General features: G+C 71.4%; 27 protein-coding genes. 14 read left to right on the top strand and 13 right to left on the bottom strand.

Going from position 1 to position 25,438, the window contains the following annotated elements:
- The first annotated feature begins 51 nt into the window (after window positions 1-51).
- The gene (locus ACZ41I_RS13165) at window positions 52-198 is read left to right on the top strand and encodes a hypothetical protein (RefSeq protein WP_468514073.1); all 147 of its coding nucleotides are present in this window, start codon (window positions 52-54) and stop codon (window positions 196-198) included.
- Window positions 195-1,457: a cytochrome P450 gene (locus ACZ41I_RS13170; RefSeq protein ID WP_468514074.1), complete on the top strand. Its 1,263-nt coding sequence runs from the start codon at window positions 195-197 to the stop codon at window positions 1,455-1,457. Before ACZ41I_RS13165 ends, ACZ41I_RS13170 begins: the two co-directional genes overlap by 4 nt.
- Before the next feature lie 44 nt (window positions 1,458-1,501).
- Here ACZ41I_RS13170 and ACZ41I_RS13175 read toward each other — a convergent pair whose 3' ends face one another.
- A complete protein-coding gene (locus ACZ41I_RS13175) occupies window positions 1,502-2,692 on the bottom strand; it encodes a damage-control phosphatase ARMT1 family protein (RefSeq protein WP_468514075.1) in 1,191 nt (396 codons plus the stop codon).
- A gap of 22 nt (window positions 2,693-2,714) precedes the next feature.
- The gene (locus ACZ41I_RS13180; protein ID WP_363218230.1) at window positions 2,715-3,362 is read right to left on the bottom strand and encodes a ScbR family autoregulator-binding transcription factor; all 648 of its coding nucleotides are present in this window, start codon (window positions 3,360-3,362) and stop codon (window positions 2,715-2,717) included.
- 601 nt (window positions 3,363-3,963) lie between these two features.
- Between ACZ41I_RS13180 and ACZ41I_RS13185 the strand changes: the two genes are divergently transcribed.
- A complete protein-coding gene (locus ACZ41I_RS13185; RefSeq protein ID WP_468514076.1) occupies window positions 3,964-4,842 on the top strand; it encodes a lytic polysaccharide monooxygenase in 879 nt (292 codons plus the stop codon).
- A gap of 18 nt (window positions 4,843-4,860) precedes the next feature.
- Here the strand turns inward: ACZ41I_RS13185 and ACZ41I_RS13190 are convergent, their stop codons facing one another.
- Window positions 4,861-5,514: a Tat pathway signal sequence domain protein gene (locus ACZ41I_RS13190; protein WP_468514077.1), complete on the bottom strand. Its 654-nt coding sequence runs from the start codon at window positions 5,512-5,514 to the stop codon at window positions 4,861-4,863.
- Window positions 5,515-6,219: 705 nt separating this feature from the next.
- Here ACZ41I_RS13190 and ACZ41I_RS13195 point away from each other — a divergent pair.
- From ACZ41I_RS13195 to ACZ41I_RS13210, 4 genes are all read left to right on the top strand, one after another.
- Window positions 6,220-6,939, top strand: coding sequence for a DUF6230 family protein (locus tag ACZ41I_RS13195; protein ID WP_399772720.1), 720 nt, complete (start codon window positions 6,220-6,222; stop codon window positions 6,937-6,939).
- A 5-nt stretch (window positions 6,940-6,944) separates the two neighbouring features.
- Complete coding sequence (locus ACZ41I_RS13200; protein WP_363218233.1) at window positions 6,945-7,358, top strand: DUF6114 domain-containing protein; 414 nt, start codon at window positions 6,945-6,947, stop codon at window positions 7,356-7,358.
- A gap of 98 nt (window positions 7,359-7,456) precedes the next feature.
- On the top strand, window positions 7,457-7,912 hold the full coding sequence (locus tag ACZ41I_RS13205) for a tellurite resistance TerB family protein (RefSeq protein ID WP_363218234.1): 456 nt from the start codon (window positions 7,457-7,459) through the stop codon (window positions 7,910-7,912).
- A 28-nt stretch (window positions 7,913-7,940) separates the two neighbouring features.
- Window positions 7,941-8,933, top strand: a complete 993-nt coding sequence (locus ACZ41I_RS13210) for an Lrp/AsnC family transcriptional regulator (RefSeq protein ID WP_468514078.1) — start codon at window positions 7,941-7,943, stop codon at window positions 8,931-8,933.
- Between the two features lie 150 nt (window positions 8,934-9,083).
- Here ACZ41I_RS13210 and ACZ41I_RS13215 read toward each other — a convergent pair whose 3' ends face one another.
- The 10 genes from ACZ41I_RS13215 to ACZ41I_RS13260 all read right to left on the bottom strand — a co-directional run bounded on the left by ACZ41I_RS13215 (window position 9,084) and on the right by ACZ41I_RS13260 (window position 19,202).
- Entirely contained in the window at window positions 9,084-10,484 is a 1,401-nt protein-coding gene (locus ACZ41I_RS13215; protein ID WP_468514079.1) for an MFS transporter, read from the bottom strand.
- A gap of 160 nt (window positions 10,485-10,644) precedes the next feature.
- Complete coding sequence (locus ACZ41I_RS13220; RefSeq protein WP_468514080.1) at window positions 10,645-11,601, bottom strand: ABC transporter substrate-binding protein; 957 nt, start codon at window positions 11,599-11,601, stop codon at window positions 10,645-10,647.
- Window positions 11,602-11,732: 131 nt separating this feature from the next.
- Window positions 11,733-12,401 (bottom strand): ABC transporter permease, encoded by a 669-nt coding sequence (locus ACZ41I_RS13225; RefSeq protein ID WP_399772709.1) that lies wholly within the window; start codon window positions 12,399-12,401, stop codon window positions 11,733-11,735.
- The gene (locus tag ACZ41I_RS13230) at window positions 12,398-13,051 is read right to left on the bottom strand and encodes an ABC transporter permease (protein ID WP_363218239.1); all 654 of its coding nucleotides are present in this window, start codon (window positions 13,049-13,051) and stop codon (window positions 12,398-12,400) included. Before ACZ41I_RS13230 ends, ACZ41I_RS13225 begins: the two co-directional genes overlap by 4 nt.
- Window positions 13,048-14,178: an ABC transporter ATP-binding protein gene (locus ACZ41I_RS13235; protein ID WP_363218240.1), complete on the bottom strand. Its 1,131-nt coding sequence runs from the start codon at window positions 14,176-14,178 to the stop codon at window positions 13,048-13,050. Before ACZ41I_RS13235 ends, ACZ41I_RS13230 begins: the two co-directional genes overlap by 4 nt.
- 186 nt (window positions 14,179-14,364) lie before the next feature.
- Window positions 14,365-15,750: a PP2C family protein-serine/threonine phosphatase gene (locus tag ACZ41I_RS13240; protein ID WP_468514081.1), complete on the bottom strand. Its 1,386-nt coding sequence runs from the start codon at window positions 15,748-15,750 to the stop codon at window positions 14,365-14,367.
- Between the two features lie 85 nt (window positions 15,751-15,835).
- Window positions 15,836-16,243: a peptide-methionine (R)-S-oxide reductase MsrB gene (gene msrB / locus ACZ41I_RS13245; protein WP_363218242.1), complete on the bottom strand. Its 408-nt coding sequence runs from the start codon at window positions 16,241-16,243 to the stop codon at window positions 15,836-15,838.
- A 14-nt stretch (window positions 16,244-16,257) separates the two neighbouring features.
- On the bottom strand, window positions 16,258-17,646 hold the full coding sequence (murC, locus tag ACZ41I_RS13250) for a UDP-N-acetylmuramate--L-alanine ligase (RefSeq protein ID WP_468514082.1): 1,389 nt from the start codon (window positions 17,644-17,646) through the stop codon (window positions 16,258-16,260).
- A 79-nt stretch (window positions 17,647-17,725) separates the two neighbouring features.
- Window positions 17,726-18,202 (bottom strand): indole-3-glycerol phosphate synthase, encoded by a 477-nt coding sequence (locus ACZ41I_RS13255; RefSeq protein WP_363218244.1) that lies wholly within the window; start codon window positions 18,200-18,202, stop codon window positions 17,726-17,728.
- A 130-nt stretch (window positions 18,203-18,332) separates the two neighbouring features.
- The gene (locus tag ACZ41I_RS13260) at window positions 18,333-19,202 is read right to left on the bottom strand and encodes a pyrimidine reductase family protein (protein ID WP_468514083.1); all 870 of its coding nucleotides are present in this window, start codon (window positions 19,200-19,202) and stop codon (window positions 18,333-18,335) included.
- Between the two features lie 37 nt (window positions 19,203-19,239).
- On the opposite strand from ACZ41I_RS13260, the gene zapE reads away from it, so the two are divergent.
- The 7 genes from zapE to ACZ41I_RS13295 all read left to right on the top strand — a co-directional run bounded on the left by zapE (window position 19,240) and on the right by ACZ41I_RS13295 (window position 25,348).
- Window positions 19,240-20,343, top strand: coding sequence for a cell division protein ZapE (gene zapE / locus ACZ41I_RS13265; RefSeq protein WP_363218245.1), 1,104 nt, complete (start codon window positions 19,240-19,242; stop codon window positions 20,341-20,343).
- Window positions 20,344-20,508: 165 nt separating this feature from the next.
- A complete protein-coding gene (locus ACZ41I_RS13270; RefSeq protein WP_468514084.1) occupies window positions 20,509-20,904 on the top strand; it encodes a hypothetical protein in 396 nt (131 codons plus the stop codon).
- Window positions 20,905-20,993: 89 nt separating this feature from the next.
- Window positions 20,994-21,572, top strand: a complete 579-nt coding sequence (locus ACZ41I_RS13275; protein WP_363218247.1) for a carbonic anhydrase — start codon at window positions 20,994-20,996, stop codon at window positions 21,570-21,572.
- 8 nt (window positions 21,573-21,580) lie between these two features.
- Window positions 21,581-23,059 carry a SulP family inorganic anion transporter gene (locus tag ACZ41I_RS13280; RefSeq protein ID WP_363218248.1) on the top strand — a complete coding sequence of 493 codons (1,479 nt, stop codon included), beginning with the start codon at window positions 21,581-21,583 and terminating at the stop codon, window positions 23,057-23,059.
- A 129-nt stretch (window positions 23,060-23,188) separates the two neighbouring features.
- Window positions 23,189-23,992, top strand: a complete 804-nt coding sequence (locus ACZ41I_RS13285; RefSeq protein WP_363218249.1) for a slipin family protein — start codon at window positions 23,189-23,191, stop codon at window positions 23,990-23,992.
- Between the two features lie 68 nt (window positions 23,993-24,060).
- A complete protein-coding gene (locus ACZ41I_RS13290; protein ID WP_468514085.1) occupies window positions 24,061-24,915 on the top strand; it encodes a PPK2 family polyphosphate kinase in 855 nt (284 codons plus the stop codon).
- A 142-nt stretch (window positions 24,916-25,057) separates the two neighbouring features.
- Window positions 25,058-25,348 carry a hypothetical protein gene (locus tag ACZ41I_RS13295; protein ID WP_363218251.1) on the top strand — a complete coding sequence of 97 codons (291 nt, stop codon included), beginning with the start codon at window positions 25,058-25,060 and terminating at the stop codon, window positions 25,346-25,348.
- The last annotated feature ends 90 nt before the right edge of the window (window positions 25,349-25,438 follow it).

Raw genomic sequence — 25,438 nt, forward strand, 5'->3', positions numbered from 1 at the left:
CCCCCGGCCGGCCCTCTTGCCGTGCCTTCGCGCTCGGGCCACGGTGGGCGCATGACCTCCTTCGTGCTGCCCCATGAGGTGCACGGCGACGGCGCCCACGAGGTGCTCGCCGTGCACGGCCGGTTCGCCGACCGGTCCGCGTACGCGGGCCGGGAACGGTTCCCGGTGGTCGGGCACCCCATCGGCGGGGCGGTGTGAGGGTGGGCGAGGTGCCGGCGGTGCCCGATGTGTTCGATCCGCGCCGGTATGCGTCCGGTGTGCCCCATGACGACTACCGCGTGCTGCGGGATCACCATCCGGTCGCCCGGCAGGAGGAGCCGGAGGTGCTGGGCTGGCCCGCCGGGCCGGGGTTCTGGGCGGTGACCCGGCATGCGGACGTCGTCCGGGTGCTGAAGGACGCCACGACGTACTCCTCCCACCTCGGCGCGACCCAGATCCGCGACCCCGACCCGGAAGACCTGCCGTTCCTCCGCAGCATGATGCTCAATCAGGATCCGCCCGGGCACGGCCGACTGCGTCGGCTGGTGAGCCGGGCGTTCACACCGGGCCGGGTCGACCGGTTCGCGTCGCTCGCCCGGGACCGGGCGCGCACCCTGCTCGCCGGTGCCCTTCGGCGCGCGCGGGAAGGGAACGGCACGGTCGACCTGGTGGCCTCCGTCACCGACGAGTACGCCCTGCTCAACCTGGCGGATCTGCTGGGCGTCCCGGACAGCGACCGGCGGCTGCTGCTGCACTGGACACAGCGGGTCATCGGCTACCAGGACCCGGACGAGGCCGGTCCTCCGGTGCTGGACGAGGCGGGCAAGCCGGTCAACCCGCGCTCCCCGGCGATGCTGAAGGACATGTTCGGCTATGCGCGTCACCTGGCAGCGCACAAACGGCGTCACCCGGCGGACGATGTCATGACCACCCTCGCCGCCGACGCCGAACTCACCGACACCGAGCTGGGGATGTTCTTCTTCCTGCTCACCGTCGCCGGCAACGACACCGTGCGCAGCGCGGCCCCCGGCGGGCTGCTGGCGCTGGCGGAACACCCGGAGGCCTACCGGTCACTGCGCGCAGGAAAAGCAGAACTGCCCATGGCCGTCGAGGAGTTGCTGCGCTGGCATCCGCCCGTGCTGACCTTCCGGCGGACCGCGGTCCGGGACACCGAGCTGGCGGGGCGACGGATCCCGGCCGGTGACAAGATCGTCGTCTTCCACGCCTCGGCCAACCGGGACGAGCGGGTCTTCACCGACCCCGCCCGGCTCGACCTGGCCCGCTCACCCAACCCGCATGTGTCCTTCGGCGACGGCCCGCATGTGTGCCTGGGCGCCCACTTCGCCCGGCTTCAGCTACGGCTGCTCTACGAGGAGGCACTGAGCGCACTTCCCGAGCCGCGGCTCGCCGGACCGCCCCGACGGCTCGTGTCCAACTTCATCAACGGCATCAAGTCACTGCCGCTGCAGATCACTTGAACTCGACCGCCACGTGGCGTCGACGGCCACGTGGAGATCGGCGGTCAGGTCAGGTCGACCTGGATCAGCGCGTGCGTGCCGCTGGTGCGCCAGCGTCGGCCCTCGGTCGCCACCAGCGCGGCTTCGGTCCCCGCGGACAGGCCGGTGATCACGTCGGACTTCAGGGTGCGCAGCGCGGCGACCGGACCGGGGAAGTAGGCGGTCGTCTCCTGGAAGGGCGTGGTCGGCGGCCACAGCCGGTCGCCCACCAGGCGGCGGTAGTTGAGATCGCCCTTGAAGACGGTCAGCGTGGCCGCGGCGAACTCGGCGCGCAGGTCGTCCGGCATCTCCGCATACGGCAGCGGAGCACAGGAGAACGGGTGGGCGCGCACGGTGAGGCGGCCGTCGGCCATCGCCGACCAGAGCACGCGCGCGTACTCGACGGCCGCGCCGGAGGCGGTGCGCAGCCGGTGCAGCGCGTCGACGACGTCGGCGGTCGTGGCGTCGGACACGTAGTACGGGTACGGCTTGACGTGCAGCACCGCCCGCGCCGCCCGGCCCTCGGCCAGGAGGTGGGCGATCAGCAGCAGGTCCGGGACGAGTTCGCGGCCGGCGTTGTCGGCGACCAGGACGAGCGTGGCCGTGCCGCCGGGCGGCAGCAGCGACCACAGGGCCGCGCTGTCGTCGGCGACCAGTGCGGGGGCCTGGTCCCGGGCCTCGGCGCCCTCGGCACCTTCGACGGAGAGCCGGAAGCCGAGGTCGGCGCGGTTGCCCCACAGTGAGCCGTACAGCAGGGCGCGCGCCCGCTCCTGCTCGGGCACGCCGGGCAGAACGTCCAGCGCGGCCAGTTCCTCGTCGGTCTCCGGTGCGTCGAGTTCGGCGCGTTTGAACGGGCGGAAGGGGTCGATGCCCTGCCAGGCGCCGGGGCCGAACCAGCCGACGGCGTCGAGCAGCCGGCGGTAGAAGTAGCTCTCGGACCACAGCCACGGCACGTCGTACCAGGAGCGTCCGGCGCAGCCGGACAGGCCCCACTCCTGCCACCGGTCCCCGTCCGGGGCATCGGCGGGCAGCGGCTCGACCGTCCCCTGTGTGCAGCTCTTCAGCAGCTCGTCGAGAGCCCGGTGCTGCCCGGGGCCGTACGGGAAGGCGTCCCGCACCTGCCGGATGATCGCGGGGTGGCGCTCGGCCAGCACGCTGTGCGGGAACGAGCCGGGTTCGTTGCCGAGGATCACGGGTGCGAACGGGGTGTCGGGCATGTCCCTCACGGTATCGCGGGCGTCAGGCGGTTCTGATCTCCCGCTCCAGCTGCGTGGCGAGGGTGACGTAGCGGGGGCGGCGGTGCACCGGGACCAGGCCCCGGATCAGGAGGTGCCACATCTCGGCGACCCGGCGCGGAAGCCGTGCCACCGGTTCGAGCGAGCGGCCGGCGACCCGGGTGCCGACGAAGAAGAAGACGAGGGAGTGCGCGACGACACCGACGTCGAGATCGCTGTGCACATCGGCCTCCCTGACGGCCGCGGTGAACTTCCGGGTCGCGAAGTCCAGCCACTCGGTGAACGGGTGCCGCAGCGGCGGCCGTACGGCGACGTCGGCGGTGGCGAGACGCAGCGCGGCGCGCGGCACCGGATCCTCCACGGCGAGCCGGGCGACCCCGAAGGTGGTGCGCATCAGGGCCTCCAGCGAGGAGTGGCCACGGCTTTCGACCTCGGCGACGAGCTTCTGCGCGGCTCTGGCATTGAGTTCGAGTATGGCGTGGGCGAGGTCCTCCTTGGCGGCGAAGTGGAAGTACAGCGCACCCTTGGTGACCTTCGCGTGTGCGACGATGTCGCTCAGGCTGGTGGACTCGTAGCCGTGCCGGTCGAACAGATCGGCGGCGGCCGTGATGATCGTTGCCCGGGTCTGCTCGGCGCGTAACTGCCTCGCCATCCTGGACCCCCTCCTCGCGACTCGAACGAACGGGACATGCGGTTTGTTTTTAGCCCCTTGCACACGATAACTCACCCATGAGCAGCGGGAGTCCGGGGTACGGGCCGGGGGCGCGACACGTGTCACCGGCGGATCCGGCAGCGGACGGTTCTTCGGCGGTCCGTGGACGGACGAGACCAGAACAGCTCCTCCCCTTCGTTTCCCGGCTGCCCTCGGCAGCCGCGGGACGGCGGGGTGCCGGACCCATGATCGCCACGATACGAGGCCGACGGTCGGCTCCTCAACGGGGACTGGAAGCAGGCGCGAAACATCCCAACCGGTCGGTGCTTTCGCGCCCCTGGCCCACCGATGCGCCGGTCCGGAGAGTGTGTCGATGCGCCGGTTCGGAGGGTGGCGATGCGCCGGCCGGGAGATGTCGATGCGCCGGTCCCGCTATCAGGGATGCGCTGATCCGCGGATCACCTGTGCGCCGGTTCGCCGGTTCACAGATGCGCCGGTTCACAGGTGACCGACGCGACTGATCCGGCTGAACGCACGGATCGCCTCCGCCGTACTGGACACCGCAGATCCCGTTCCCGCACAGCCGAGGAGACGTCCCGGAATGATTCGGACGATGCGGATGACTCGGGTGACCCGGATGACCGCCCGCCTGAGCGTCGCGGCGGCCGCCGCTGCGGCCCCGCTTCTGCTCCTGTCGTGGGCGGCGGGGCCTGCCCAGGCGCACGGAGCCCCCACGGACCCGGTCAGCCGGGTCTACGCCTGTTCCCCCGAGGGCGGCGACGCCACCCGCTCGGCGGCCTGCCGGGCGGCGGTCGCGGCGAACGGCGCTCCGTTCACGGCGTGGGACAACCTGCGCGTGGCAGGGGTGAACGGCCGTGACCGGCAGGTGGTTCCGGACGGCAGACTGTGCAGCGGGAACCTGCCGGCGTACCGGGGCCTCGACCTGGCCCGGCCGGACTGGCCGGCGACCCGGCTGACGCCCGGCGGCAGACTGACGATGACGTACGCCTCGACGATCGCGCACACGGGGACGTTCAGGCTGTACCTCACCATGCCCGGTTACGACCCGCAGAAACCGCTTACGTGGTCCGATCTGCCGGAGCGGCCCTTCGCTCAGGTCACCGATCCGCCCTTGCGGAACGGGGCGTACCACATCGATGCGACGCTGCCGACCGATCGGACAGGGCGTCAGATCCTGTACACCGTCTGGCAGAACAGCAGCACGCCGGACACCTACTACTCGTGTTCCGACGTGGTCTTCACCAGGAAGGAAGCGAAGGGGACACGGCACGCGGACGCGCAGACGGCACCGGCGACGACGGCACGTCCGGCTCGCTCCGCCTCCGCCACCGGTGCGCCGGCGGCGGAGGGCACGCGTGCGGGCTCCGGCCCCTCTGCGGCCGTACTGGCGGGCGGCGCCGCCGCGGTGCTGCTGCTCACCGGGGGTGCCGCCCTGACAGTACGACGGCGACGCCGTTGAACTCGCTCCTGGGCGAGGTCAGTTGACGTACACCGGGGAGCCGCCGTCCGTCACGGGCGCGTACTTGGCGGTGAAGTAACCGTTTGCGAAACACAGTGACGAACCGGACGACTTGGTGAACTTCTGGTTGGTGAAGCCGATGCTGCTGTCGGTGTTGTCGGTCTTCCCGGTCAGACCGGGCGCCTGGTAGACGCAGGTGATGGTGCCCAGGAGGGTGCGCAGTTTGACCGTGGTCTGGATGGTGGAGCCGCTCGCCGGCGACACGGTGAGGGTGCCGTCGGAGGCGACGGTCGCCGTGTAGGGCAGGTTGTCGACGGTGATGCTGCTGACGCCGGTCACACCGGTGACGTTGCTGGTGCAGGAGCTGGGGTCGAAGGTGTGCCCGGTGACGGACTCGGTGGCCGTGCCCGGGGTGGCCGGGTTGCCGGTGACCGTGGCGGTGAACTGGGAGGACGTGCACTTGACGCCGCTGGTACCGGTCGCGCTGGAGTAGAGCGTGGCGGACGTGCCGGAGGCCAGGGGCGCGGTGAGGGTGTCGCCGGTCGCCACGGCGGTGCCGCCCGCGCTGCCCGTGGTGAGAACGGCGCTGCCGTCGGCGGAGGCGGGAGCGGCCACCGCGAGGGCGAGCGCGGTGGCGGTGCCGGCGAGGGCGAGGAGGGATCGGGTGCGCATGCGGGTGCCTCTTTCCTGGGTGGGGTCCGGGTGAGGTGGGTGAGGGATGGCGGGTGCGCCGTGAAATGCGGCGCGGTGAAGCGTGGCGCCGTTAGGCGTGGCTCGATGAACGCGGTGCCGGTGGTGTGCGCGGTGCCGCCGGCGCAGGGCCGTGGCGCCTTCTCCGTACGCGACGGACCGGCGACGGCGGCAGCCCGGACAACGCCCGAGGGCCCCGGGCGCCGGCCGAAGGCCCGGGGGAAGGCCTTCGGCCGGTCCGGCAGGGAACGGCCGGCAACAGCCGGGAGCGGCCGGGCACGACCAGGGGGGAACGTGCGCAGCCGCACCGATGTGAACGGTTTCCCTGGGCTGAGGTGAGCGGTCGGCTGAGACGGCCGGGGACACGACCGGTGCCGCTCGGCGGATCCGGCGCCACGGATCCGTGAAACAGGGAGAGTTGTAGACCTGATCAACCGTCAACGTCAAGGAGTTCAGGGGCAGTTGTGCCGTTCGGTCGCACCCCGCGCACACCCGACACCCTTTTTTCACAACTCCCTTGACCCTTCAAAGTAACCGGCGGTAACTTCCTCGCAGGCTACTGCCGCGTAACGAGAAAGCCCTTGCTCCGCCGGGGCGCGAGGAGGCGTACGCGGCAGTCGCTGTCCGCGCCAGGACATCGCGCCGCTGAAGCCCAACCCGCATTGATCCATGCCCATGGGAGCAGACATGGCCTCGTCCCCGGACGTCCCGTCCGTCGGCAACACACCCGAGAACCCGGGAAACGGTTCACCGTCCGAGGCGCAGCAGGCCGCGCCGTCCGAAGCACCGCAGGCTGCGATCGCCGGTGTCACCGAGCGACGGGGCCGGGTCCGGGCCCGCCGGGCCGCGGTGATGGCGGTACCCGCCACGCTCGTCGCCGCCGGTCTCGCGGTGCTCACCGCACAGGGGGCGCTTGGTGTGCAGTTCGCGATCTCCGGCATGCCGTTCACGGTCACCGCGACGGAACTCGACGGAACCGGTTTCGAGCAGTTCGGCGGCCTCGACAACATGGCGGACGGCAGCCCGAACGCCGGGGACAGCGGCGGTCAGGTGCTGGTGGTGACCTCCGCGATCAGGGAAGCCACCCTCACCAAGCTGTGCCAGAGCGTCGACCTCGGCGGCACCAACCTGCTGATCACGGCGGGAAGCGGTGCGGCCAAGGTGACCGCGCACGACCTCACCACCGACTCCACGGAGCTGTCCGGCAACGCGGCGTTCAAGAACATCGAGATCGGCAACGACGCCAGCACGCTGAACAAGGCGAACGCGAAGGGACCGATCGGCGTCTTCAGTCAGCAGGCCGACACCGTCCACATCGGTAATCTGCGGCAGACCAACTACGCGACCACAGCCGGTGTGTTCAGGCTTCCCGGCCTGAAACTGCGTTTCAGCGACTCGGGCTGCTGATCCCGGTGACCGGCCGTCCACGTCAGGGAGCGCGGGACGCATTCCGTGGCTGGCGGGCCCGTCGGCCGTTCTGGGGCGGGCTGCTGCTCGCCCTGGCCTCCGGGGAGATCCTGCTCACCGAGAAGGCCTCACTGAAGGTCGTGATGCACGTCGGGATGCAGGGACTGGCCGGCTACCTGCTGCCGACGCTGCTGGGCCTGCTGGGCCTGCTGATCCTCTTCAACCCCGCGCAGCGGCTGTTCTACTCCCTCACCGGCGTCCTGGTCTCCCTCGGCACCTGGGTCACCTCCAACCTCGGCGGCTTCTTCGTCGGCCTCCTGCTGGGCGTCACCGGCAGCTGCCTCACCTTCGGCTGGCTCCCCGACCAGGAACCGCGCGTCAGCCGCCGCAGGCGCCGCAAGCAGGCGCATGCCCGGTGATGCGGGAACTTCCCGGCCGTCCCATGAGTTTCTACGGTGTTGTAGAAGTTGCGCCGGTGTGCCGTGGCAGCACCCGGCTGTGGACATGAGGAGTGCGCATGGCTCTGTGGGACCGCATCAAGGAGTCCGCGTCGCAGATGCAGACCCAGTTGGTGGCGAAGAAGAACGACCTGAAGAGCGGTGCGTTCCGCGATGCGAGCATGGCGATGTGCGCGCTCGTGGCTGCCGCCGACGGGACCGTGGACCCCTCGGAGCGGCAGCGGGTGGCCCAGCTCATCGCGACGAACGAGGTGTTGCAGAACTTCCCGGCGGACGACCTCAGGCGCCGCTTCGAGGAGAACCTGAACAAGCTGACGACCGACTTCGCCTTCGGCAAGGTCAGCGTGCTGCAGGAGATAGCCAAGGCGAAGAAGAAGCCGGCCGAGGCGCGGGCCGTGATCCAGATCGGCATCGTGATCGGCGGCGCGGACGGCGACTTCGACAAGACGGAGCAGGCCGTGGTGCGCGAGGCGTGCTACACGCTGGATCTGCCGCCGCACGAGTTCGACCTCTGAGCGATTCCGGACGAGCGAGGATGGGGGCATGCTCGACGATCTCGACCGTGCCCTCATCCACGCCCTGCACCTGGACGGCCGGGCGCCGTTCAGCAGGATCGCCGAGGTGCTCGGGGTCTCGGCGCAGACCGTGGCCCGCCGCTACCGCCGGCTGCGCACGGAGGCCGGGCTGCGCGTGGTCGGCCTCGCCGATCCGGACCGGGCGGGCCGTACGCAGTGGCTGGTGCGGCTGACGGCGACGGCACGCTCGGCGCAGGACATCGCCGCGGCGCTGGTGCGGCGGCCGGACACGTCCTGGGTGAAGCTGACTTCCGGGGGCACGGAGATCACGGCGGTGATCCACGCCCCGGCCGAGGACGCCTCCCCCGGCTCCCTCCTGCTGCACGACGTCCCGCGCACCGGCGGCATCACCGCCGTCTCCGCGCACTGTCTGCTGCACACCTACCTGGGCGGCCCCGCCAACTGGCGGCGCAGCGCCCAGGCCCTGGACGAGCAGCAGCAGGCGGCCCTGGAATACCGGGAGAGCGCGGAGGCGGTACGGCAACCGGGCCCGCAGGACGGCGAGTTGCTGGCCGCGCTGGAACGGGACGGGCGGACCGGACAGGGGGAGCTGGCCCGGGTGACCGGCTGGTCGCCCGCGACCGTGGCCCGGCGGCTGTCCGAACTGCGCGCGGCGGGCGCCCTGTTCTTCGACGTGGAGGTGGACGCCGGGCTCTTCGGTGTGCGGACCCGGGCCCTGCTGTGGCTGTCGGTGCGCCCGGCGGACCAGGACAAGGTCGCCCTCGCCCTGGCCGGCCATGACGAGCTGGCCTTCGTGGCCGCGACCACCGGCCGCACCAACCTGGTCGCCCAGGCGCTGTGCCGCGACCCGGCCGACCTGCACCGCTACCTCACCGGGCGGCTCGGTGCGCTGCGCGAGATCGACGCGCTGGAAACCAGCCCGGTGCTGCGTACGCTCAAAGCGGCGAGTCCGGTGCTGACGGATCTGGCCCGGGTACGACGCGGACGTCCTGCCGGGTGAGGCCGTGCGCGGCTGCGGGTGCGTGCGGGCTGGTGGCGCCCACGCGACGGAAGCGCATGTCGATACAGCCCCGCGCCCTTCGGGGTGCTCACCGTCATCACCTGCGCCCCGCCGGCACCGACGAGCGAAACACACCCGGCCGGCTGTGGCTCAGGGCACTTGAGTGCCCTCCCCCGCCCCGACCCTTCCGCTCGCCGCCCAGGCAACGGCCAGCACCGCCACCGCCACCCAGCAGGCCGCCTGCGCCGCGCCCACGCCCTTCCCCGCCAGGTACACGCTCCCCAGCACCGCCACTCCCAGCGTCGCCCCCAGCTGCTGCACCGCGTTGAGCAGCCCGGCCGCCGAGCCGACCTCGTGCGGGCGCAGGGGGCGCAGGGCGAGGGTGAAGAAGGCGGGCGTGAACAGGCCGGCACCGAGGCCGACGAGGGCGAGGGCGGGCAGCAGTACGACCGGACAGTGGCCCGGCGCGGTCGTCCGGTACGCGGCCACGGCGGCGAGCAGTCCGGCCAGCAGCACCCCGAGCCCGTACGGCATGACCCGGCGCCCGTACCGCCGTACCAGCCGTGAGCCGGCCCACCAGGAGGCGAGGGCGAGCCCCGCGGACCACGGCAGCAGGCTCAGCCCGGACGCCAGGGCGCCCGTGCCGGCGTCGAGTTGGAGCTGCAGGACGACCACGACGGTCAGCCCGTTGGTCACCGCGAAGAAGGCAGTGGAGGTGACGAGAGCGGCCGGGAAGCCGCGGTGGGTGAACAGGCTGGGCTCCACCAGGGGACGGTCCGTGCGTCGTTGGTGCCGGGCGAAGGCGGTGAGCACGAGCAGTCCGGCGCCCAGCAACAGCCAGTCGGGCAGGGCGAGTTGACGGAGGTCGCCACCGATCAGCGGGTATACCAGGAGTCCGGTGCCGAGTGCCGCAAGCGCGGTGCCGGGCCAGTCGAGGGCCGGCCGGTGCGGGGCGCGGTTCTCCGGCAGGTTCCGGGCGAGGGTCAGCACCACTGCGGCCAGCGGCACGTTCACGAGGAACGCGGACCGCCAGGACGAGCCGAACAGGTCGGCATGCGTCAGCACACCGCCGACGACGGGGCCGCAGACGGCTGCCAGGCCCATCACCGGCCCGATGCTGCCCAGCGCCTTCGCCGTCTCCTCCCCCGAGAACATCGCCTTGATCAGCCCGATGGTCTGCGGAATGATCAGCGCCGCCGCGGCGCCCTGTACGGCCCGGAAGGCGATGAGCAGCCCCGGCGACGGCGCCAGGGCGCAGGCGACGGACGCCGCCGTGAACACCGTGACGCCGAGGACGAACATCCGGCGCCGGCCCGCGATGTCCCCGAGCCGCCCGCCGGTGATCAGCAGCACGGCGAACGGCAGGGTGTAGGCGGCGCCGAACCACTGCACGTCCGAGACGGGTCCGCCCAGATCGGCGTGGACGGCCGGTGCGGCCACCTGTACGACGGTCGCGTCCAGCAGGTTCATCGCTTCGCCGAGCAGCAGGGCGACCAGGCCGGACCGGCGCCTGCGGCAGGGAGTGGCGGCAGCCACGCTTTCCGTGATCATGGGGTTCCTCTCACGCTCGCTACGGGGCCGGCAACCGGCCCCGTAGCGAGGGTGGGAGATCACGGGAGGCGGACTCCAACGGGAGCGGCGTGCTTGCGGATTTCTTCCATCAGCACCACCAATCCTGAGGAAATCCCACAGGCAGACGCGGGCCCGGGCGTCAGGCGAGGCCGGCGGACCGCAACCAGGCCTTGGCCACGTCCAACGGGTCCTTGTTCTGGGCCTGGACCTGGGTGTCGAGCTCCAGCAGGGTCGCGGTGTCGAGCTTGGCCGAGACCGCGTTGAGCGCGTCGACGCCCTTCTTGGGCAGGGCGCTCCTGTGGACGAGCGGCTGGACGTTCTCGAAGCCGAAGAGGTTCTTCGGGTCCTGCAGGACGACGAACTTCTCCTTGGTGATGGTCGGGTCCGTGGTGAAGATGTCCGCGACCTGCACGGCGTCCTTCTTCAGCGCCGCCTGGGTGAGCGGGCCGCCCGCGTCCAGCGCCCGGAAGGACTTGAACTGCAGCCCGTAGACGGACTTCAGGCCCACGAGGCCCTGCTGCCGGGCCTGGAACTCCGGAGAGGCGCCGATCACCAGGTCCTTCGCGAGGTCCCTCAGGTCGGCGATGGACGACTTCCCGGTGAGGTGGTACTTCTTCGCGGTGGCCGCGTTGACCGTGACCGAGTCCTTGGACTGCGCCGCCGCGGGCTGCAGCAGGGCCAGCTTGGAGTCCAGCTTGGCCTCGATGGCCGTCGTGGTGGCCTCGGCCGTCTTCGGCCTCGCGTTCTTGTCGAGGTAGGCCAGCAGCGCGCCGTTGTACTCGGGCAGCACCGACAGGGAGCCGTTCTTGATCAGCCCGTAGGTGTTCTCGCGGCTGCCGATGTTCGGCTTGTACGTGACCTTGACGCCCTTGGCTTTGAGGGCCTCGCCGTAGATGTCGGCGAGCAGGGTGCTCTCGGGGAAGTTGTTGGAGCCGACGACGACGGTGCCGTCGCTCGCCTTGCTGTCGTTCGTCAGGGGGTTGGAGTTGTCGCCCTTGGAGGCACAGCCCGCCAGCAGAGCCGCCGCCGCGAGGGCGACCACCGCCGCGCCTCGGTTCCTCCGGATGGACCTGCTGATGCGGTTGGTGGAAGTCACACACCGATCCAATCCAGCCGGATCTCGGTCAGTCAAGGGCCGCAGATCACCGATTGGCCTCGATCTGCGGCCGGTTGTGGGCAGTTGGGTGCGGCAGCGGTCCGGCAACGGCCCGCACCGGGCCGTGGACGTCAGCCGCTCCGGCGCACCCCCGGTGACACCGTGAGCCGCGATGCCGCCCAGAACACCACGAGGGTGGCCAGGGCGAGTCCGGCGACCAGCGTGGCGCCGCCGACGACCTTGTCATAGTCCTTCTGGTAGAGGCCGTCGATGATGTACCGGCCGAGACCGCCCAGGCTGACGTAGGCGGCGATGGTGGCGGTCGAGACGATCTGGATGGCCGCCGTGCGCAGGCCGCTGAAAATCAGCGGGAGCGCGACCGGCACCTCCACCTGGAACAGCACCCGCGCCTCGGACATGCCCATGCCCCGGGCGGCGTCCACGGGCGAGGGGTCGACGGAACGGATCGCCTCGTAGGTGGTGACCAGGATCGGCGGTACGGCGAGCACGACCAGCGGGATCATCACCGGCAGCAGACCGAAGCCGATCCAGATGAACATCAGGACCAGAAGACCGAAGCTGGGCAGGGCCCGGCCCGCCGTGGCGATCAGGGCGAGGGCGTTGCCGCCCCGCCCGTAGTGTCCGGTGAGCAGCCCGACGGGCAGTCCGACCGCGGCGGCGATCAGCAGGGCTTCCAGCGAGAACCTGAGGTGCTCGGCGAACCGGGTGGGGATGCCGTCGTAGCCGTGCCAGTGGGCGCTGTCACTGAAGAAGGCGCGGGCGAAGTCGAGGACGTTCACCGGGCGGCTCCCTTGCGCGGCATCCAGGGGGTGAGCAGGGTACGGACCAGGACCAGCAGGGCGTCGGCGAGGATGCCGAGCACCGCGATGGTCAGGACGGAGTTCACGGCCAGGGCGGGCCGGTGGTAGGTCTGGGCGTCGTAGAGCATGTTGCCGAGCGCGCCCTGGTTGCCGATGAGCATGCCGACGCTGACGAGGGAGATGCTCGACACGGTCGCCACCCTCAGGCCCGCGATGATCGCGGGTACGGCGATGGGCAACTGCACCTGGAAGTAGCGGCGTACCGGTCCGATGCCCATGGCCTCGGCGGCGGCCAGGGTCTCCTGCGGTACCGAGCGGACGCCGTCCACGATCGCGGGGACGAGCACCACCAGGCTGTAGAGCGCGAGCGGGATCATCACCGTCGTCTCGCTCTGCCCGAAGTAGTCGATGAGCACGACGAAGAAGGCCAGGGACGGGATGGCGTAGAGGACCGTGGTGATCCCGAGGACGGGCGGGTAGATCCACCGGAAGCGCACGCACAGCTGGGCGACGGGCAGCGAGATGATCAGACCGGCCAGCACCGGGATCAGCGCCTCGCGCAGGTGCAGGCCGACGAGTCCGAGGTAGCTGTGCTGGAGGTCGCTCGGCAGGTCGAAGAAGCCGTTCATCGTGCGGCCTTCACCCCCGCGCCGCGCGCCACCCGGCTGTGCGCGGCGCGGATGGCCTCGCCGATGACCTGCTGGGACACGACGCCGACGGCGCGTCCCTCGCCGTCCACCGCGACGGCCCAGCCGGTCGGGGAGAGCACCGCCCCGTCGAGCGCGGTGCGCAGCGAGTCGCTGCCGGGCACGAATGGCCGCCCGTGGTCGATGAGTTGGTCCCGGTCGATGGCGCCGGCGGTGAGCCGGTCCGGCTCGCTCCAGCCGAGCGGCCTGCCGTCGGGGTCGGTGACGAGGAGGTAGGGGGCGTCGGCGCGGGAGGCGAGCTGCGCGGCGTCGGCGTCGACCGCGACGACCGGCGACGTCTGCAGCTCCAGGCCGGCGGACGGGAAGAACGACAGCCTGCGGATGCCGCGGTCGGCACCGAGGAAGTCCTCCACGAAGGCGTCGGCGGGTGCGCTGAGCAGTTCGGCGGGCGGCGCGAACTGGGCGAGCCGCCCGCCGGTGCGCAGCACGGCGACCATCGTGCCGAGTTTGATCGCCTCGTCGATGTCATGCGTGACGAAGACGATGGTCTTGGCCAGCTCCTCCTGGATGCGCAGCAGTTCGTCCTGAAGTTGCTTGCGCACCACGGGGTCGACGGCGGAGAACGGCTCGTCCATCAGCAGCACCGGCGGATCGGCGGCGAGCGCCCGGGCGACGCCGACGCGTTGCTGCTGGCCGCCGGAGAGCTGGTACGGGTACCGCTTGGCGAGCGAGGTGTCGAGCCCCACCCGTTCCATCAGCTCGGCCGCCCGTTGCCGGGCCTGCCGCCTGGTCCGGCCGAGCAGACGGGGCACGGTGGCGATGTTGTCGAGGATGGTGCGGTGCTGGAAGAGGCCGGCGTTCTGGATGACGTAACCCATCGAGCGGCGCAGGGTGTTGACCGGCTGCTGCCGGATGTCCGTGCCGTCGAGGAGGATGCTGCCCTCGGTGGGCTCGACCATCCGGTTGATCATCCGCAGGGTCGTCGTCTTGCCGCAGCCGGAGGGCCCGACGAGGACGGTGATCGCGCGGTCCGGTATCTCCAGCGACAGCTGGTCGACCGCGACGGTGCCGTCCGGATACCGCTTCGTGACTGAATCTATCCGTATCAAAACGCCGAATGCCCTTCGGGTTTGGCGGATTTCCGCCGCTTCCGGCCACGGTCGTCGATGCGCAGGCCGTTGCGGGGAGAGTCTAGACGGCGAGTGTTTCAGTGCTCTGGCGGCGAACGACCGGTCAGGCCACCGGCGGACGCGCCCGCCCCGGGCGCACCCGGCACCGCCGGACGACCGCAGGCCCTATGGCGGGGCCGCGTCGGCCGGAGTCCCCTGTCGGCTGTGCGGGCGGGCGGCCAGTGCGGCGACATCGTCCTCCGCGTGCCGTGCGTCCAGCCGGCCGAGGATGGTGTCCAGAACGTCGTCGAGCCCGTCCCCGGCGGGGAAACGGACGGCGGACAGCCGGGCCAGCGAGCGGTCGATGTCCTCACCCCGCCGTTCCACGAGTCCGTCGGTGAACAGTACGAGCGTCTGGCCGGGTTCCAGCCGCTGGGTGGTGGACTCGTAACCGCCGAGCCCGGTACCCAGCGGTGGCCCCACCGGGACGGGCACGATCGAGGCCTCGCCGCCGGAGGTGATGAGCACGGGCGGCAGATGCCCGGCGCTGGCCAGCGTGACCTGCCGGCGCCCCGGGTCGACCCGGGCGAGCAGACATGTGGCGGGCCGCCGCTCCGCCTCCCGGGAGGCGATGTCGTCCATCTGCCGCAGCACCCGGTGCGGAGGCAGATCGGCGGAGGCGATGTAGCGCAGGGAGGAGCGGTAGGCGTTCATGTCGACGGCGGTCTCCAGGCCGTGTCCCATGACGTCGCCGACGACCAGCAGGGTCCGCCCGAAGTGCAGCCGTACGGTCTCGCACCAGTCGCCGCCGACCAGAACGCCGCCGCCGGCCGGCAGATAGCGGATGGCGATGTCCAGGTTGGGGTGCGGGCGGCCGGGCTCGGAGAGCAGAGCGCGTTGCAGGTCGCCGGCGGTGCGGCTGACGCTCGCGTAGGCGCGGGCGTGCCGGATGTGGGAGGCGGCGCGCTCGGCGAGCAGGCTGAGCAGCTCGGCCTCCGCACGGCGCAGGGGCGGCGGCCCGCAGCGCGTCCACACCAGGACGCCGTACGCGTCGTCTCCGCTGATCAGCGGCGCGCACAGGGCGATCGCGGCCCCGGCGCCGCCCGCGCGCTCCAGCCATGGCTCCGGCTGCGCGCCGAGCGCCGGTACGCCCGCGTGGCGGGCCACCGCGGCGGCCCATCCGGCGTCGGGCAGCGCATGGGCGTCCCCGGTGATCGCCTCGTACCCGGTCACCGTCCGGCCGGTCAGGCGCATCACGGCGGCCGTTCCGCCGGCCAGCCGTACGGCGACCCGGGTCAGCTCGGCGCAGGTCGTGGCCTCGTCGAGGGTCCTACCGATCCCGGCGAGCGCCTCCCGCAACACGCCCGTCCGCGCACCGGCCGTCACGACATCGCCGACCGGCACACCCCCGACGCGCTGCACGACCTCCGCGGCCTGCGCTGATTCCACTGAGTCCGCGGAATCCCCGGCCGGCTCGGACGTCGCGGCTCCCTCCTGGCCGCCGCCGTCCTCGCGGTGGCGGTCGCCGTCGGCGGGCTGAGGCCTGCGACGGGACTGGATCCAGCGCGCCACACCCAACACCCTCACAGGGTCTCAAACCGCAGCGAACGGGGCACAGCCGCTCCCTACGGCGCTGGGCCGCAGCCTGGAGCTCGTGTCAGCCCTGGTCGGGGGTGAGGCGCAGGGAGATCGAGTTGATGCAGTACCGCTGGTCGGTCGGGGTCGGGTAGCCCTCGCCCTCGAAGACGTGCCCCAGGTGGGAGCCGCAGCGGGCGCAGCGCACCTCGGTGCGGACCATTCCGTGGGAGCGGTCCTCGACCAGTTCCACCGCGTCGGTGTCCTTCGGGTCGTAGAAGCTCGGCCAGCCGCAGTGCGACGCGAACTTGGTGTCCGAGGTGAACAGTTCGGCGCCGCAGGCGCGGCAGGAGTAGACGCCCTTGGTGGTGGTGTCCGTGTACTCACCGGTGAAGGCCGGCTCGGTGGCGGCCTGCCGCAGCACGGCGTACTCGGCCGGGTTCAGCTCCGTGCGCCACTGCTCGTCCGGCTTTTCGACGTCGTACGACATGAGCCTCAGCCCCTTTACTGCGACAGGCGGTCCAGGATCAGCGGGCCCAGGTCGGTCACGTCGCCCGCGCCCATGGTGAGAACCAGATCGCCGGGCTTCGCCATTCCCGCGATCACGGCGGGGATCTCGGTCTTGTCGTGCACGGCGGTGACGTCGGCGCCGGCAGCGCGCGCGGCCTCGATGATCAGCTCGCTGGTCACGCCCGGGATCGGGTCCTCGCGAGCCGGGTAGATGTCCAGCACGACGGAGGCGTCGGCGAGGGCGAGGGCCTGGCCCATCTCCTTGCCCAGCTCCTGCGTGCGGGAGAAGAGGTGGGGCTGGAAGACGACGAGGATGCGGGCCTCGCCGGCGGCGGCGCGCATGGCCTCCAGGTCGGCGGTCATCTCGGTGGGGTGGTGGGCGTAGGAGTCGATCACCTGGACGCCGGCGGCCTCGCCCTTGAGCTGCAGGCGCCGCTTGACCCCGGTGTAGGCGGCGAGCGCGGGCGCCAGCTCGGCGGCCGGGATGCCGAGCGCGGCGCCGGCGGTGAGCGCGGCGACGGCGTTGAGGGCGTAGTGGCGGCCGGGCACGGAGACGGTGAAGGTCAGCTCCTGGCCGTCCAGCAGCGCGGTGACCCGGCTCTTGAGCCCCTGCGGTACGACGGCGGTCACGCGCACGTCGGCGTCCTCGGCCTCGCCGTACGTCACCGTCCTCACCGTCCCCGCCAGCCGCCGGGTCAGCTCCCGCGCGCCCTCGTGGTCGGCGGAGATCACCAGTGTGCCGCCGGGGACGATCTTCCCGGCGAAGGTCTCGAAGGATTCGTAGATCTCGTCCATCGAGGCGTAGTTGGCGTGGTGGTCCAGCTCGACGTTGAGGACGATCGCGACCTCGGGCGCGTACTTGTGGAAGCTGCGGTCCGATTCGTCGGCCTCGGCGACGAAGATGTCGCCCTCGCCGTGCAGCGCGTTGGAGCCCGGTGCGTCGAGGTCGCCGCCGATGGCGTACGACGGCTTCAGACCCAGCTCGGTGAGGGAGACGGCCAGCATCGAAGTGGTCGTCGTCTTGCCGTGGGTGCCGGCCACGGCGATCGGACGCAGCCCCTCCATCAGCGCGGCGAGCGCGTCGGAGCGGTGCACCGCCGGGATGCCCAGCTCGGCGGCGCGGGCCAGCTCGGGGTTGTCCTGACGGATCGCCGACGACACCACGACACAGCTCGCGTCGTCGGCGACGTGCTCCGCGGCGTGCCCGATGTGCACGGTGACCCCGAGCGCGCGCAGTGCCTCGGCGGTCGCCGACTCCTTGGCGTCGCTCCCGGCGACCTGGGCCCCGCGCTGCGCGAGGATCTTGGCGATCCCCGACATCCCGGCGCCGCCGATGCCGATGAAGTGCGGTCGGTCCATGGCGGTAGGAAGGCCGGGTGCCATGTGGTTCTCCCAGGATCACGGTGCGGGCTGAAGCAGGCCTAGCCTATGCCGAGCCCCGTGCTTTCTCCGACAGCCGAGGTCACTGCGCCTTGCTGTGCGAGAACAGCTTCAGCACCGGAACGCCCACCTTGTGCCGGGCCCGCGAGGCCCAGTCCCGGTGGAAGAACTCCTCCACGTAGTGGGGGTCGGTCAGCACGATCACCTCGTCGGCGTCGACGTCGGCGACGAGGGATTTCAGCGCGTCCAGCGGGTGATCCTCGACCAGCCGGCCGTCCGCCTGGCTGCCGGCGGCCCGCAGCGCCTGCACCGACACGTCCAGGGCCTGCCGGCCGACGCTCCTGGCGTCCTCCCCCTCGGGGGTCTCCCGTTCCCGCACCGCCTCGTCCAGTTCGCCGAGCGCGATGTCGTCGATGGCCCGCAGCAGGCGGTCCGCCTGGTCGCCGCGCGGCTGGAGGAGCACGTGGAACGCGACCGGCTCGTCTCCGTGCAAGGTGGTGACGAACTCCACGTCGGCGGACGTCAAGGCCTTCTCGATCATCAGAACGCTTGTGAACACCGAACGCCTCTTCTCCTCCGTGGGGCCCCGGCAAGGCCCCTGCGGAAACCATCCTGCCCCGTGATCGCACGGATTGTGCCGGACTAAGTCTGCCCGCCGGAAGCTAAACGGAACGGTCCATTCCGCCGATTCAGGACCGACGGTAACGACCGAACAGGAATCCGGCCTCCTCCAGAAGGGACGCGAGTTCGAACCGGTGCGGCACGGTGACCGGCGGCCCCCCGGCGATGCGCTGCGCGTCGCCCGCGGTGAGCATGGGCGAGAGGGTCAGGCACAGCTCGTCCAGCACCTCGTCGGCGATCAGCTGGCCGAGCAGCCGGGGACCGCCCTCGGTGAGCAGCCGGGTGTGGCCGAGGCCGGCCAGGGCGCCGACGGCACGCGCGGGCTCGATGCCCGTGCCCTCACCGGCGATCAGCACCCTGGCGCCGGCCTTCTCGGCGGCGGCGACCCGGTCGGGGGCGGCCGCGGCCCCGGTCAGGATCAGCGTGGGCACCAGGGGCGAGGTGAACAGCGGGAGCGAGAAGTCCAGCTCCAGGCTCGCGCTGACGACCGCGATCACCGGCGCCGGGGTCTGTCCGGCGGCCTTGCGGGCGTCGGCGAACTCGGCACGCGCGCGTGCCGGCCGGTACCCCTCCTGCCGTACCGTTTCCGCGCCCACCACGATCACGTCCGCGAGCGCTCGCAGCGTGCCGAAGATCCGCATGTCGGTGGCGCTGGAGATGGGCTGGGAGCGTCCCTCGTGCTGAGCGGCACCATCCAGCGAGGAGACCATGTTGGCCCGCAGCCACGGTCGCGGGGCACCCGGCGCGGGCTCCGGGTAGGCGTAGGCGGCGGCCAGCTCGGCGAGGCTCCACTCACGGTCGGCGAGCGCGCCGCCCCCGTGCGCTCCCGGCACTCCGGCCGCATGGGCCCCGGTCATCCCTCCGGCCCCCTCGCCCTCGGTGGTGCCGCCGAAGGCCCGGGCTGCTGTTTCGTCGGTCACAGGGAACAGGCGTCGCATGTCGTGCAGTGTGACACGGCGCTTAGCATGGATAACCGTGTCGTCCTCCACCACCGCCCCCGGATCCAGCCCTCTGACCGACGCGGGCCCCCTCTCCCTGTGCGCCCGCGAGCCGCACGTCCCCGCGGACCGGCTGGTCGCCGAGATGGTGCCGCCGCCGCGGTTCGACTCGGTCCGCTTCTCGACCTACATACCGGACCCGAACCAGCCCAGCCAGACCGAGGCCGTGCAGGTGCTCGACGGCTTCGCGGCCGGGCTCGGCGGGGCGCACGCCTCCGGCGCAGGCAGGCGCGGCTTCTTCGGCTTCGGCAGGGCCAGGGCGCCCAAGGTGCCGGCCGGCCCGCGCGGGGTCTACCTGGACGGCGGCTACGGCGTCGGCAAGACCCACCTGCTCGCCTCCCTGTGGCACGCCACCCCGGCCGAGCCCGCGCTCAAGGCATTCGGCACCTTCGTGGAGCTGACGAACCTGGTCGGCGCCCTCGGCTTCCAGCAGACCGTGCGCACGCTCTCCGACCACCGCCTGCTGTGCATCGACGAGTTCGAACTGGACGACCCGGGCGACACGGTCCTCGTGTCGACACTGCTCGGCAAGCTGGTCGAGGCCGGCGTGGCGCTGGCCGCCACCTCCAACACGCTGCCGGGCAAGCTCGGTGAGGGCCGGTTCGCCGCCGCCGACTTCCTGCGCGAGATCCAGGGTCTGTCCGCCCACTTCCGCACCCTGCGCATCGACGGCGAGGACTACCGCCACCGCGGCCTGCCCGAGGCGCCGAAGCCGTTCACCGACGAAGAGGTGACGAAGGCGGCCTACGCCACCGCGGGTGCCTCGCTCGACGACTTCCCGCATCTGCTGGAGCACCTGGCCAAGGTCCACCCGAGCCGGTACGGCGCGCTGACCGACGGGCTGCGGGCGGTGTGCCTGACCGACGTCCAGCCGGTGCCGGACCAGTCGACCGCGCTGCGGCTCGTGGTGCTGGCCGACCGGCTCTACGACCGCGAGGTCCCCGTGCTGGCCTCGGGCCTGCCGTTCGACAAGCTGTTCAGCGAGGAGATGCTGAAGGGTGGCTACCGCAAGAAGTACTTCCGCGCGATCTCCCGGCTCACCGCACTGGCCCGCGACGCGAAGGGTCTCGTCGGCTCCTAGTCAAGAGCCGGATCGCGCCACGCGACCGGCACTTTTCACGCTCTCTTGCGTTCGTAACGCGCCGTTAACCCTGCAAAGGCCTTTGCAGGGTTAAAGTGCTTCTTGACCATCCATTGACTAATGCTTGGTCCGTACTAGACGTGCGACGCGGTGGAAGGGGGGCGCATGTTCCGAGGTACGACGACCCGGACCCGCTTCACTCTCCTCGCCGTGCTCCTGCTCGCGCTCCAGCTCTTCGCTCCGACAGGAAACTTCGCACCCGCGCATACGGTCCGTCAGGCACTGGCCAAGGCCGAGTCCGGAATTCCGTCCTCCGTGCCCCCGGTGCACGAGGAGAAGGACTCGGTCCGCGCCCCGCACCGCTCGGGCGCCCCCATGGGCGCCCCGCACCTCCGCGACCGGCAACGCGGCTCGGCCTCCGGCTGGGCCCAGCGGCCTTTGCCGATAGCCGGCCGTGCGTCCGGCACCGATGCACCGGACGCACCCGGCGCGCCGTACCACCGCGCCGCGAGCCCCTCCAGAGACCACGCCCCGGCAGCGCTTCAGGTCTTCCGCTGCTGACCGGCGTTCACCTTCTGCAACTTCCCCCACATACAACGTCGTTCAAGTCCGACGCGTCCCTGCAGGCGCGCCAGGAGGAACTCACACATATGCAGCCCCTCATCGACAACGCCCGTACCTTCGGACAGCGCCCTGAGGAGTTCGCCAAACTCGCCGAAGGCCAGTCCCCGCAGGTGCTGTTCATCACCTGCTCCGATTCCCGGGTCGTCCCGGCCCTGATCACGGGCGCCCGCCCCGGCGAGCTGTTCGAGCTGCGCACCGCGGGCAACATCGTGCCGCCCCACACCTCGCAGCACCCCACCAGCGAGGCGGCCACCATCGAGTACGCCGTGGAAGTGCTCGGCGTCCGCGACATCGTCGTCTGCGGGCACTCGCACTGCGGCGCCGTCGGCGCGCTGGTGCGCGGTGACGACCTGACCGCCGTACCCGCCGTGCGCGACTGGCTCGCGCACGCCACCCCGCGCCCGACCGGCGCGGCCGAGGATCCGGAGGTCGCCGAGGGCGTGCAGGCCCATGTCCTGACCCAGCTGCTGCGGCTGCGCTCCTACCCGTGCGTCGAGCGCCGGCTCGCAGCGGGTCAACTGACGCTGCACGCTTGGTACTACGAGGTGCACACCGGGACCGTACGGACGCACCGCCCGCAGACCGACACCTTCGAGTCCCTGTGAGCGCGCCGATGACCAGTAAGAACCCCATATCCCGATTCCCGTATCTGCGGCAGGACTTCGCCGCCTCCCTCGTCGTCTTCCTGGTCGCGCTGCCGCTGTGCGTGGGCGTGGCCGTCGCCTCCGGGGTCCCGGCCGAACTGGGCCTGGTCACCGGCGTCGTGGGCGGCCTCGTCACCGGGCTCATGCGCGGCAGCAGCCTGCAGGTGTCGGGTCCGGCGGCCGGAATGACCGTGCTCGTCTTCGAGGCGGTCAAGGAGTTCGGCCTGCCGGCACTCGGCGTGATCGTGCTCGCGACCGGCCTCCTCCAGGTCGGCATGGGCCTGCTCGGGCTGGGCCGCTACTTCCGCGCCATCTCGGTCTCCGTCGTCGAGGGCATGCTGGCCGGGATCGGACTCGTGCTCATCGCCGGGCAGTTGTACCCGGCGCTGGCGGCCAAGGCCCCCGGCTCCGGACTCGACAAGATCGCCGGGCTGCCCGGGGCGCTCCGGCACGCCCTCGGCAACGGCACCGCACTGGCCTCGCTGTCGGTGTGCGCGGGCACGGTCGCCGTACTGCTGCTGTGGAAGCACGTTCCGGCCAAGGTGCGGACGCTGCCCGGTCCGCTGGCCGCGGTCGGCCTCGCCACGGTGGCCACCTTCGCGCTGGCCCTGCCGGTCGCCACGGTCGAGGTGCAGGGCCTGCTGGGCTCGATCCAGCCGCCGCCGCTGAGCGCGTTCGGCGAGCTGGCGGGCGTCGGGATGCTCGGCACCGTCGTCGCCTTCACCCTGATCGCGTCCGCCGAGTCGCTGTTCAGCGCGGCGGCCGTGGACCGGCTGCACTCCGGGCCGCGCACCGAGTACAACAGGGAGCTGATCGCCCAGGGCGCCGGCAACACGGTGTGCGGCCTGCTGGGCGCGCTGCCGATGACCGCGGTGATCGTGCGCAGCGCGGCCAACGTGCAGGCGGGGGCCCGTACGAAGGCCTCCCGTGTCCTGCACGGCGTGTGGCTGCTGCTGTTCGCCGCGCTGCTGCCCGGCGTGCTCGCCCACATCCCGATCCCGGCGCTGGCGGGCATCCTGGTCCACTCCGGCGCCAAGCTGGTGCCGGTCCGGGCGCTGGCCGTGCTGTGGCGCGAGCACCGGGGCGAGGCGCTGGTCCTGTCCGTCACGGCGGTCTCGATCGTGGCGGTCAGCATGTTCGAGGGCGTGCTGATCGGTCTCGCGCTGGCCGTGGTCAAGACCGCCTGGGAAGCCTCGCACGTCAAGCTGGAGGTCATCGACAAGGGTGCGGGTCCGGTCGACGCGTATCTGTCCGGCAACGCGACCTTCCTGCGGCTGCCGAAGATCCTGGACAGCCTGGAGTCGCTGCCCCAGGACCGCCCGGTCCGCCTCGACCTGTCCGGCCTGCACCACCTGGACCGCGCCTGCCGTACGGCCCTGGAGAACTGGGCGGAACGGCACAGCGCGGCAGGTACGGAGCCGGTGGAGCTGACGGTGCCGACGGGCTGAGTGCCCCGAGGGGGCCGTACCGGGGTTCCTGGTCACGGCCCCCTCGCCACCACCCGACTCGATCGGCCTGGAACTGGCATATCGTTACAGCAGCGGACAAACAACAGACCTCTCGGTGAGGAGGTCATCATGCTCCAGGATCTGCTGGGAGCGATCGCCGCGGCCGGCGGGGCCGGCGTGGTGTACCTGGCGATGGCGGCCCGCGTGGTCAAGCAGTACGAGCGGGGCGTGCTGTTCCGGCTCGGGCGCGTCACGGGTGAGGTACGGCCGCCGGGCCTGAACCTGATCATCCCCTTCGTGGACCGGCTGCAGAAGGTCAACATGCAGATCGTGACGCTGCCGATCCCCGCGCAGGAGGGCATCACCCGGGACAACGTCACCGTCCGCGTGGACGCGGTCGTCTACTTCCGGGTGGTCGACGCGGAGAGCGCGCTGGTGAAGGTGGAGGACTACAAGTTCGCGGTCTCGCAGATGGCCCAGACGTCCCTCAGGTCGATCATCGGCAAGAGCGACCTGGACGATCTGCTCTCCAACCGCGAGAAGCTCAACCAGGGCCTGGAGCTGATGATCGACAGTCCGGCCGTCGGCTGGGGCGTCCAGGTCGACCGGGTGGAGATCAAGGACGTGTCGCTGCCGGACACGATGAAGCGGTCCATGGCCCGCCAGGCCGAGGCCGACCGGGAACGCCGCGCCCGGATCATCAACGCGGACGCCGAGTACCAGGCCTCCAAGAAGCTGGCCGAGGCCGCGCAGCAGATGGCCGACACACCCGCCGCCCTCCAGCTGCGGCTGCTGCAGACGGTGATGGCGGTGTCGGCCGAGAAGAACTCCACGCTGGTCCTGCCCATCCCGGTGGAGCTGCTGCACTTCCTGGAGCGGGGCAACCAGCAGCAGCTGGCGTCGAACGGTGACGGAGAGCCTCGCTCCGGCTAGCGTGCGGCTTCCCTCCGGGACGCGGCCACGGCTGGCGGAGTCGGCAGTTGCGGGCGCACCATGCCGTGGTGAAGGAAAGCGCGAAGGATCTCAGGGGGTTGCTGCGCCTTCCGCCCGGCGAGCCGGTGGTGCTTGCCGGGTATGACGCGCGGGCCACTCCCGGCGCCCCCGGCGGGAAGCGGACCGGGCGTGCCGACAGCGCCCGCATGGGCAAGCACCTGGCGAACCTTCAGGAGCGGCTGTGGGCGGCGGGCACGGCGGGGGACCGCCGGCGGGTGCTGCTGGTGCTGCAGGGCATGGACACCAGCGGCAAGGGCGGCACGGTCAAGCACGTCATCGGTCACCTCAATCCGTCCGGCTGCCGGATCCAGGCGTTCAAGGCGCCCACCGAGGAGGAACGGCGGCACGACTTCCTGTGGCGGGTGCGCGCGGCCCTGCCAGGGCCGGGCGAGATCGGCATCTTCGACCGCTCGCACTACGAGGACGTCCTCATCGCCCGCGTACGGCATCTGGCCCGGCCCGCCGAGATCGGCAGCCGTTACGGCCTCATCAACGACTTCGAGCGCTCCCTCGCCGAGGACGGCGTGACCGTGATCAAGTGCTTTCTGCACGTGTCCTACGAGGAGCAGCGGCGCCGGCTGCTGCGCCGCCTGGACCGGCCGGACAAGCACTGGAAGTTCGACCCCGGCGACATCGACGAGCGCGCCCTGTGGCCCGCCTACCAGGAGGCGTACCAGCTGGCCCTGGAGCGCTGCGCGGCGCCGTACGCGCCCTGGTACCTGGTGCCGGCGGACCGCAAGTGGTACCGGAACTGGGCGATCAGCCGCCTGCTGCTGGAGCACCTGCGGGAACTCGACCCGCACTATCCGAAGGGCGACTTCGACGTGGCGGAATGCCGGGAGCGGCTACTGAAGGGCGCTTGACGTCTTTTTGCCTCCAGACCGGACTTTTCACGCAAAAACCCGGCGCGTCGCTGCCCGCTTTGGGTTATTTTCACATAATCTCCGTGACTGTAAGAGGTCGCCCCGTTGCAGACCGCATCCACACTCACGTCATGGAGATGACATGCACAGACTTCGCAGGGCTGCCGTGCTCGTCGCGGCCCTCAGCACCGTCGGGTTCGCCGCCGCCGGCACGGCCTACGCCGACGACCATGAGCACGGGGACGACCACGACAAGGGGGGGTGGCACGTCATGCAGAGCTCCAACTGCAAGGACCACGACCTGAACCTCGACGTGCTCGGCGAGGTCGGCATCCTCAACGGCCTGCTGGGCAACGCGCTCAACGGCGAAGGCGACCCGGGTGCGCAGGCGACGCACATCGGCTCGACCATGGGCTGCAGCAACAAGGCCTGACCCGGGCCGGCTGAGAACTCCCTGACGGCGGGAAGCGGCGGCAGGCCGGACATCCGGTGGGCCGGCCCGCCGCCCACCGCCGACAGGGAC

This window comes from Streptomyces sp. NPDC030799 (genome assembly GCF_055572255.1).

Coding starts and splice junctions, on each gene's coding strand:
- ACZ41I_RS13165 (WP_468514073.1), top strand. CDS start 52: ATGACCTCCTTCGTGCTGCCCCATGAGGTGCACGGCGACGGCGCCCAC.
- ACZ41I_RS13175 (WP_468514075.1), bottom strand. CDS start 2,692: ATGCCCGACACCCCGTTCGCACCCGTGATCCTCGGCAACGAACCCGGC.
- ACZ41I_RS13180 (WP_363218230.1), bottom strand. CDS start 3,362: ATGGCGAGGCAGTTACGCGCCGAGCAGACCCGGGCAACGATCATCACG.
- ACZ41I_RS13185 (WP_468514076.1), top strand. CDS start 3,964: ATGATTCGGACGATGCGGATGACTCGGGTGACCCGGATGACCGCCCGC.
- ACZ41I_RS13190 (WP_468514077.1), bottom strand. CDS start 5,514: ATGCGCACCCGATCCCTCCTCGCCCTCGCCGGCACCGCCACCGCGCTC.
- ACZ41I_RS13195 (WP_399772720.1), top strand. CDS start 6,220: ATGGCCTCGTCCCCGGACGTCCCGTCCGTCGGCAACACACCCGAGAAC.
- ACZ41I_RS13205 (WP_363218234.1), top strand. CDS start 7,457: ATGGCTCTGTGGGACCGCATCAAGGAGTCCGCGTCGCAGATGCAGACC.
- ACZ41I_RS13210 (WP_468514078.1), top strand. CDS start 7,941: ATGCTCGACGATCTCGACCGTGCCCTCATCCACGCCCTGCACCTGGAC.
- ACZ41I_RS13215 (WP_468514079.1), bottom strand. CDS start 10,484: ATGATCACGGAAAGCGTGGCTGCCGCCACTCCCTGCCGCAGGCGCCGG.
- ACZ41I_RS13230 (WP_363218239.1), bottom strand. CDS start 13,051: ATGAACGGCTTCTTCGACCTGCCGAGCGACCTCCAGCACAGCTACCTC.
- msrB (WP_363218242.1), bottom strand. CDS start 16,243: ATGTCGTACGACGTCGAAAAGCCGGACGAGCAGTGGCGCACGGAGCTG.
- murC (WP_468514082.1), bottom strand. CDS start 17,646: ATGGCACCCGGCCTTCCTACCGCCATGGACCGACCGCACTTCATCGGC.
- ACZ41I_RS13260 (WP_468514083.1), bottom strand. CDS start 19,202: ATGCGACGCCTGTTCCCTGTGACCGACGAAACAGCAGCCCGGGCCTTC.
- ACZ41I_RS13270 (WP_468514084.1), top strand. CDS start 20,509: ATGTTCCGAGGTACGACGACCCGGACCCGCTTCACTCTCCTCGCCGTG.
- ACZ41I_RS13275 (WP_363218247.1), top strand. CDS start 20,994: ATGCAGCCCCTCATCGACAACGCCCGTACCTTCGGACAGCGCCCTGAG.
- ACZ41I_RS13280 (WP_363218248.1), top strand. CDS start 21,581: ATGACCAGTAAGAACCCCATATCCCGATTCCCGTATCTGCGGCAGGAC.
- ACZ41I_RS13285 (WP_363218249.1), top strand. CDS start 23,189: ATGCTCCAGGATCTGCTGGGAGCGATCGCCGCGGCCGGCGGGGCCGGC.
- ACZ41I_RS13295 (WP_363218251.1), top strand. CDS start 25,058: ATGCACAGACTTCGCAGGGCTGCCGTGCTCGTCGCGGCCCTCAGCACC.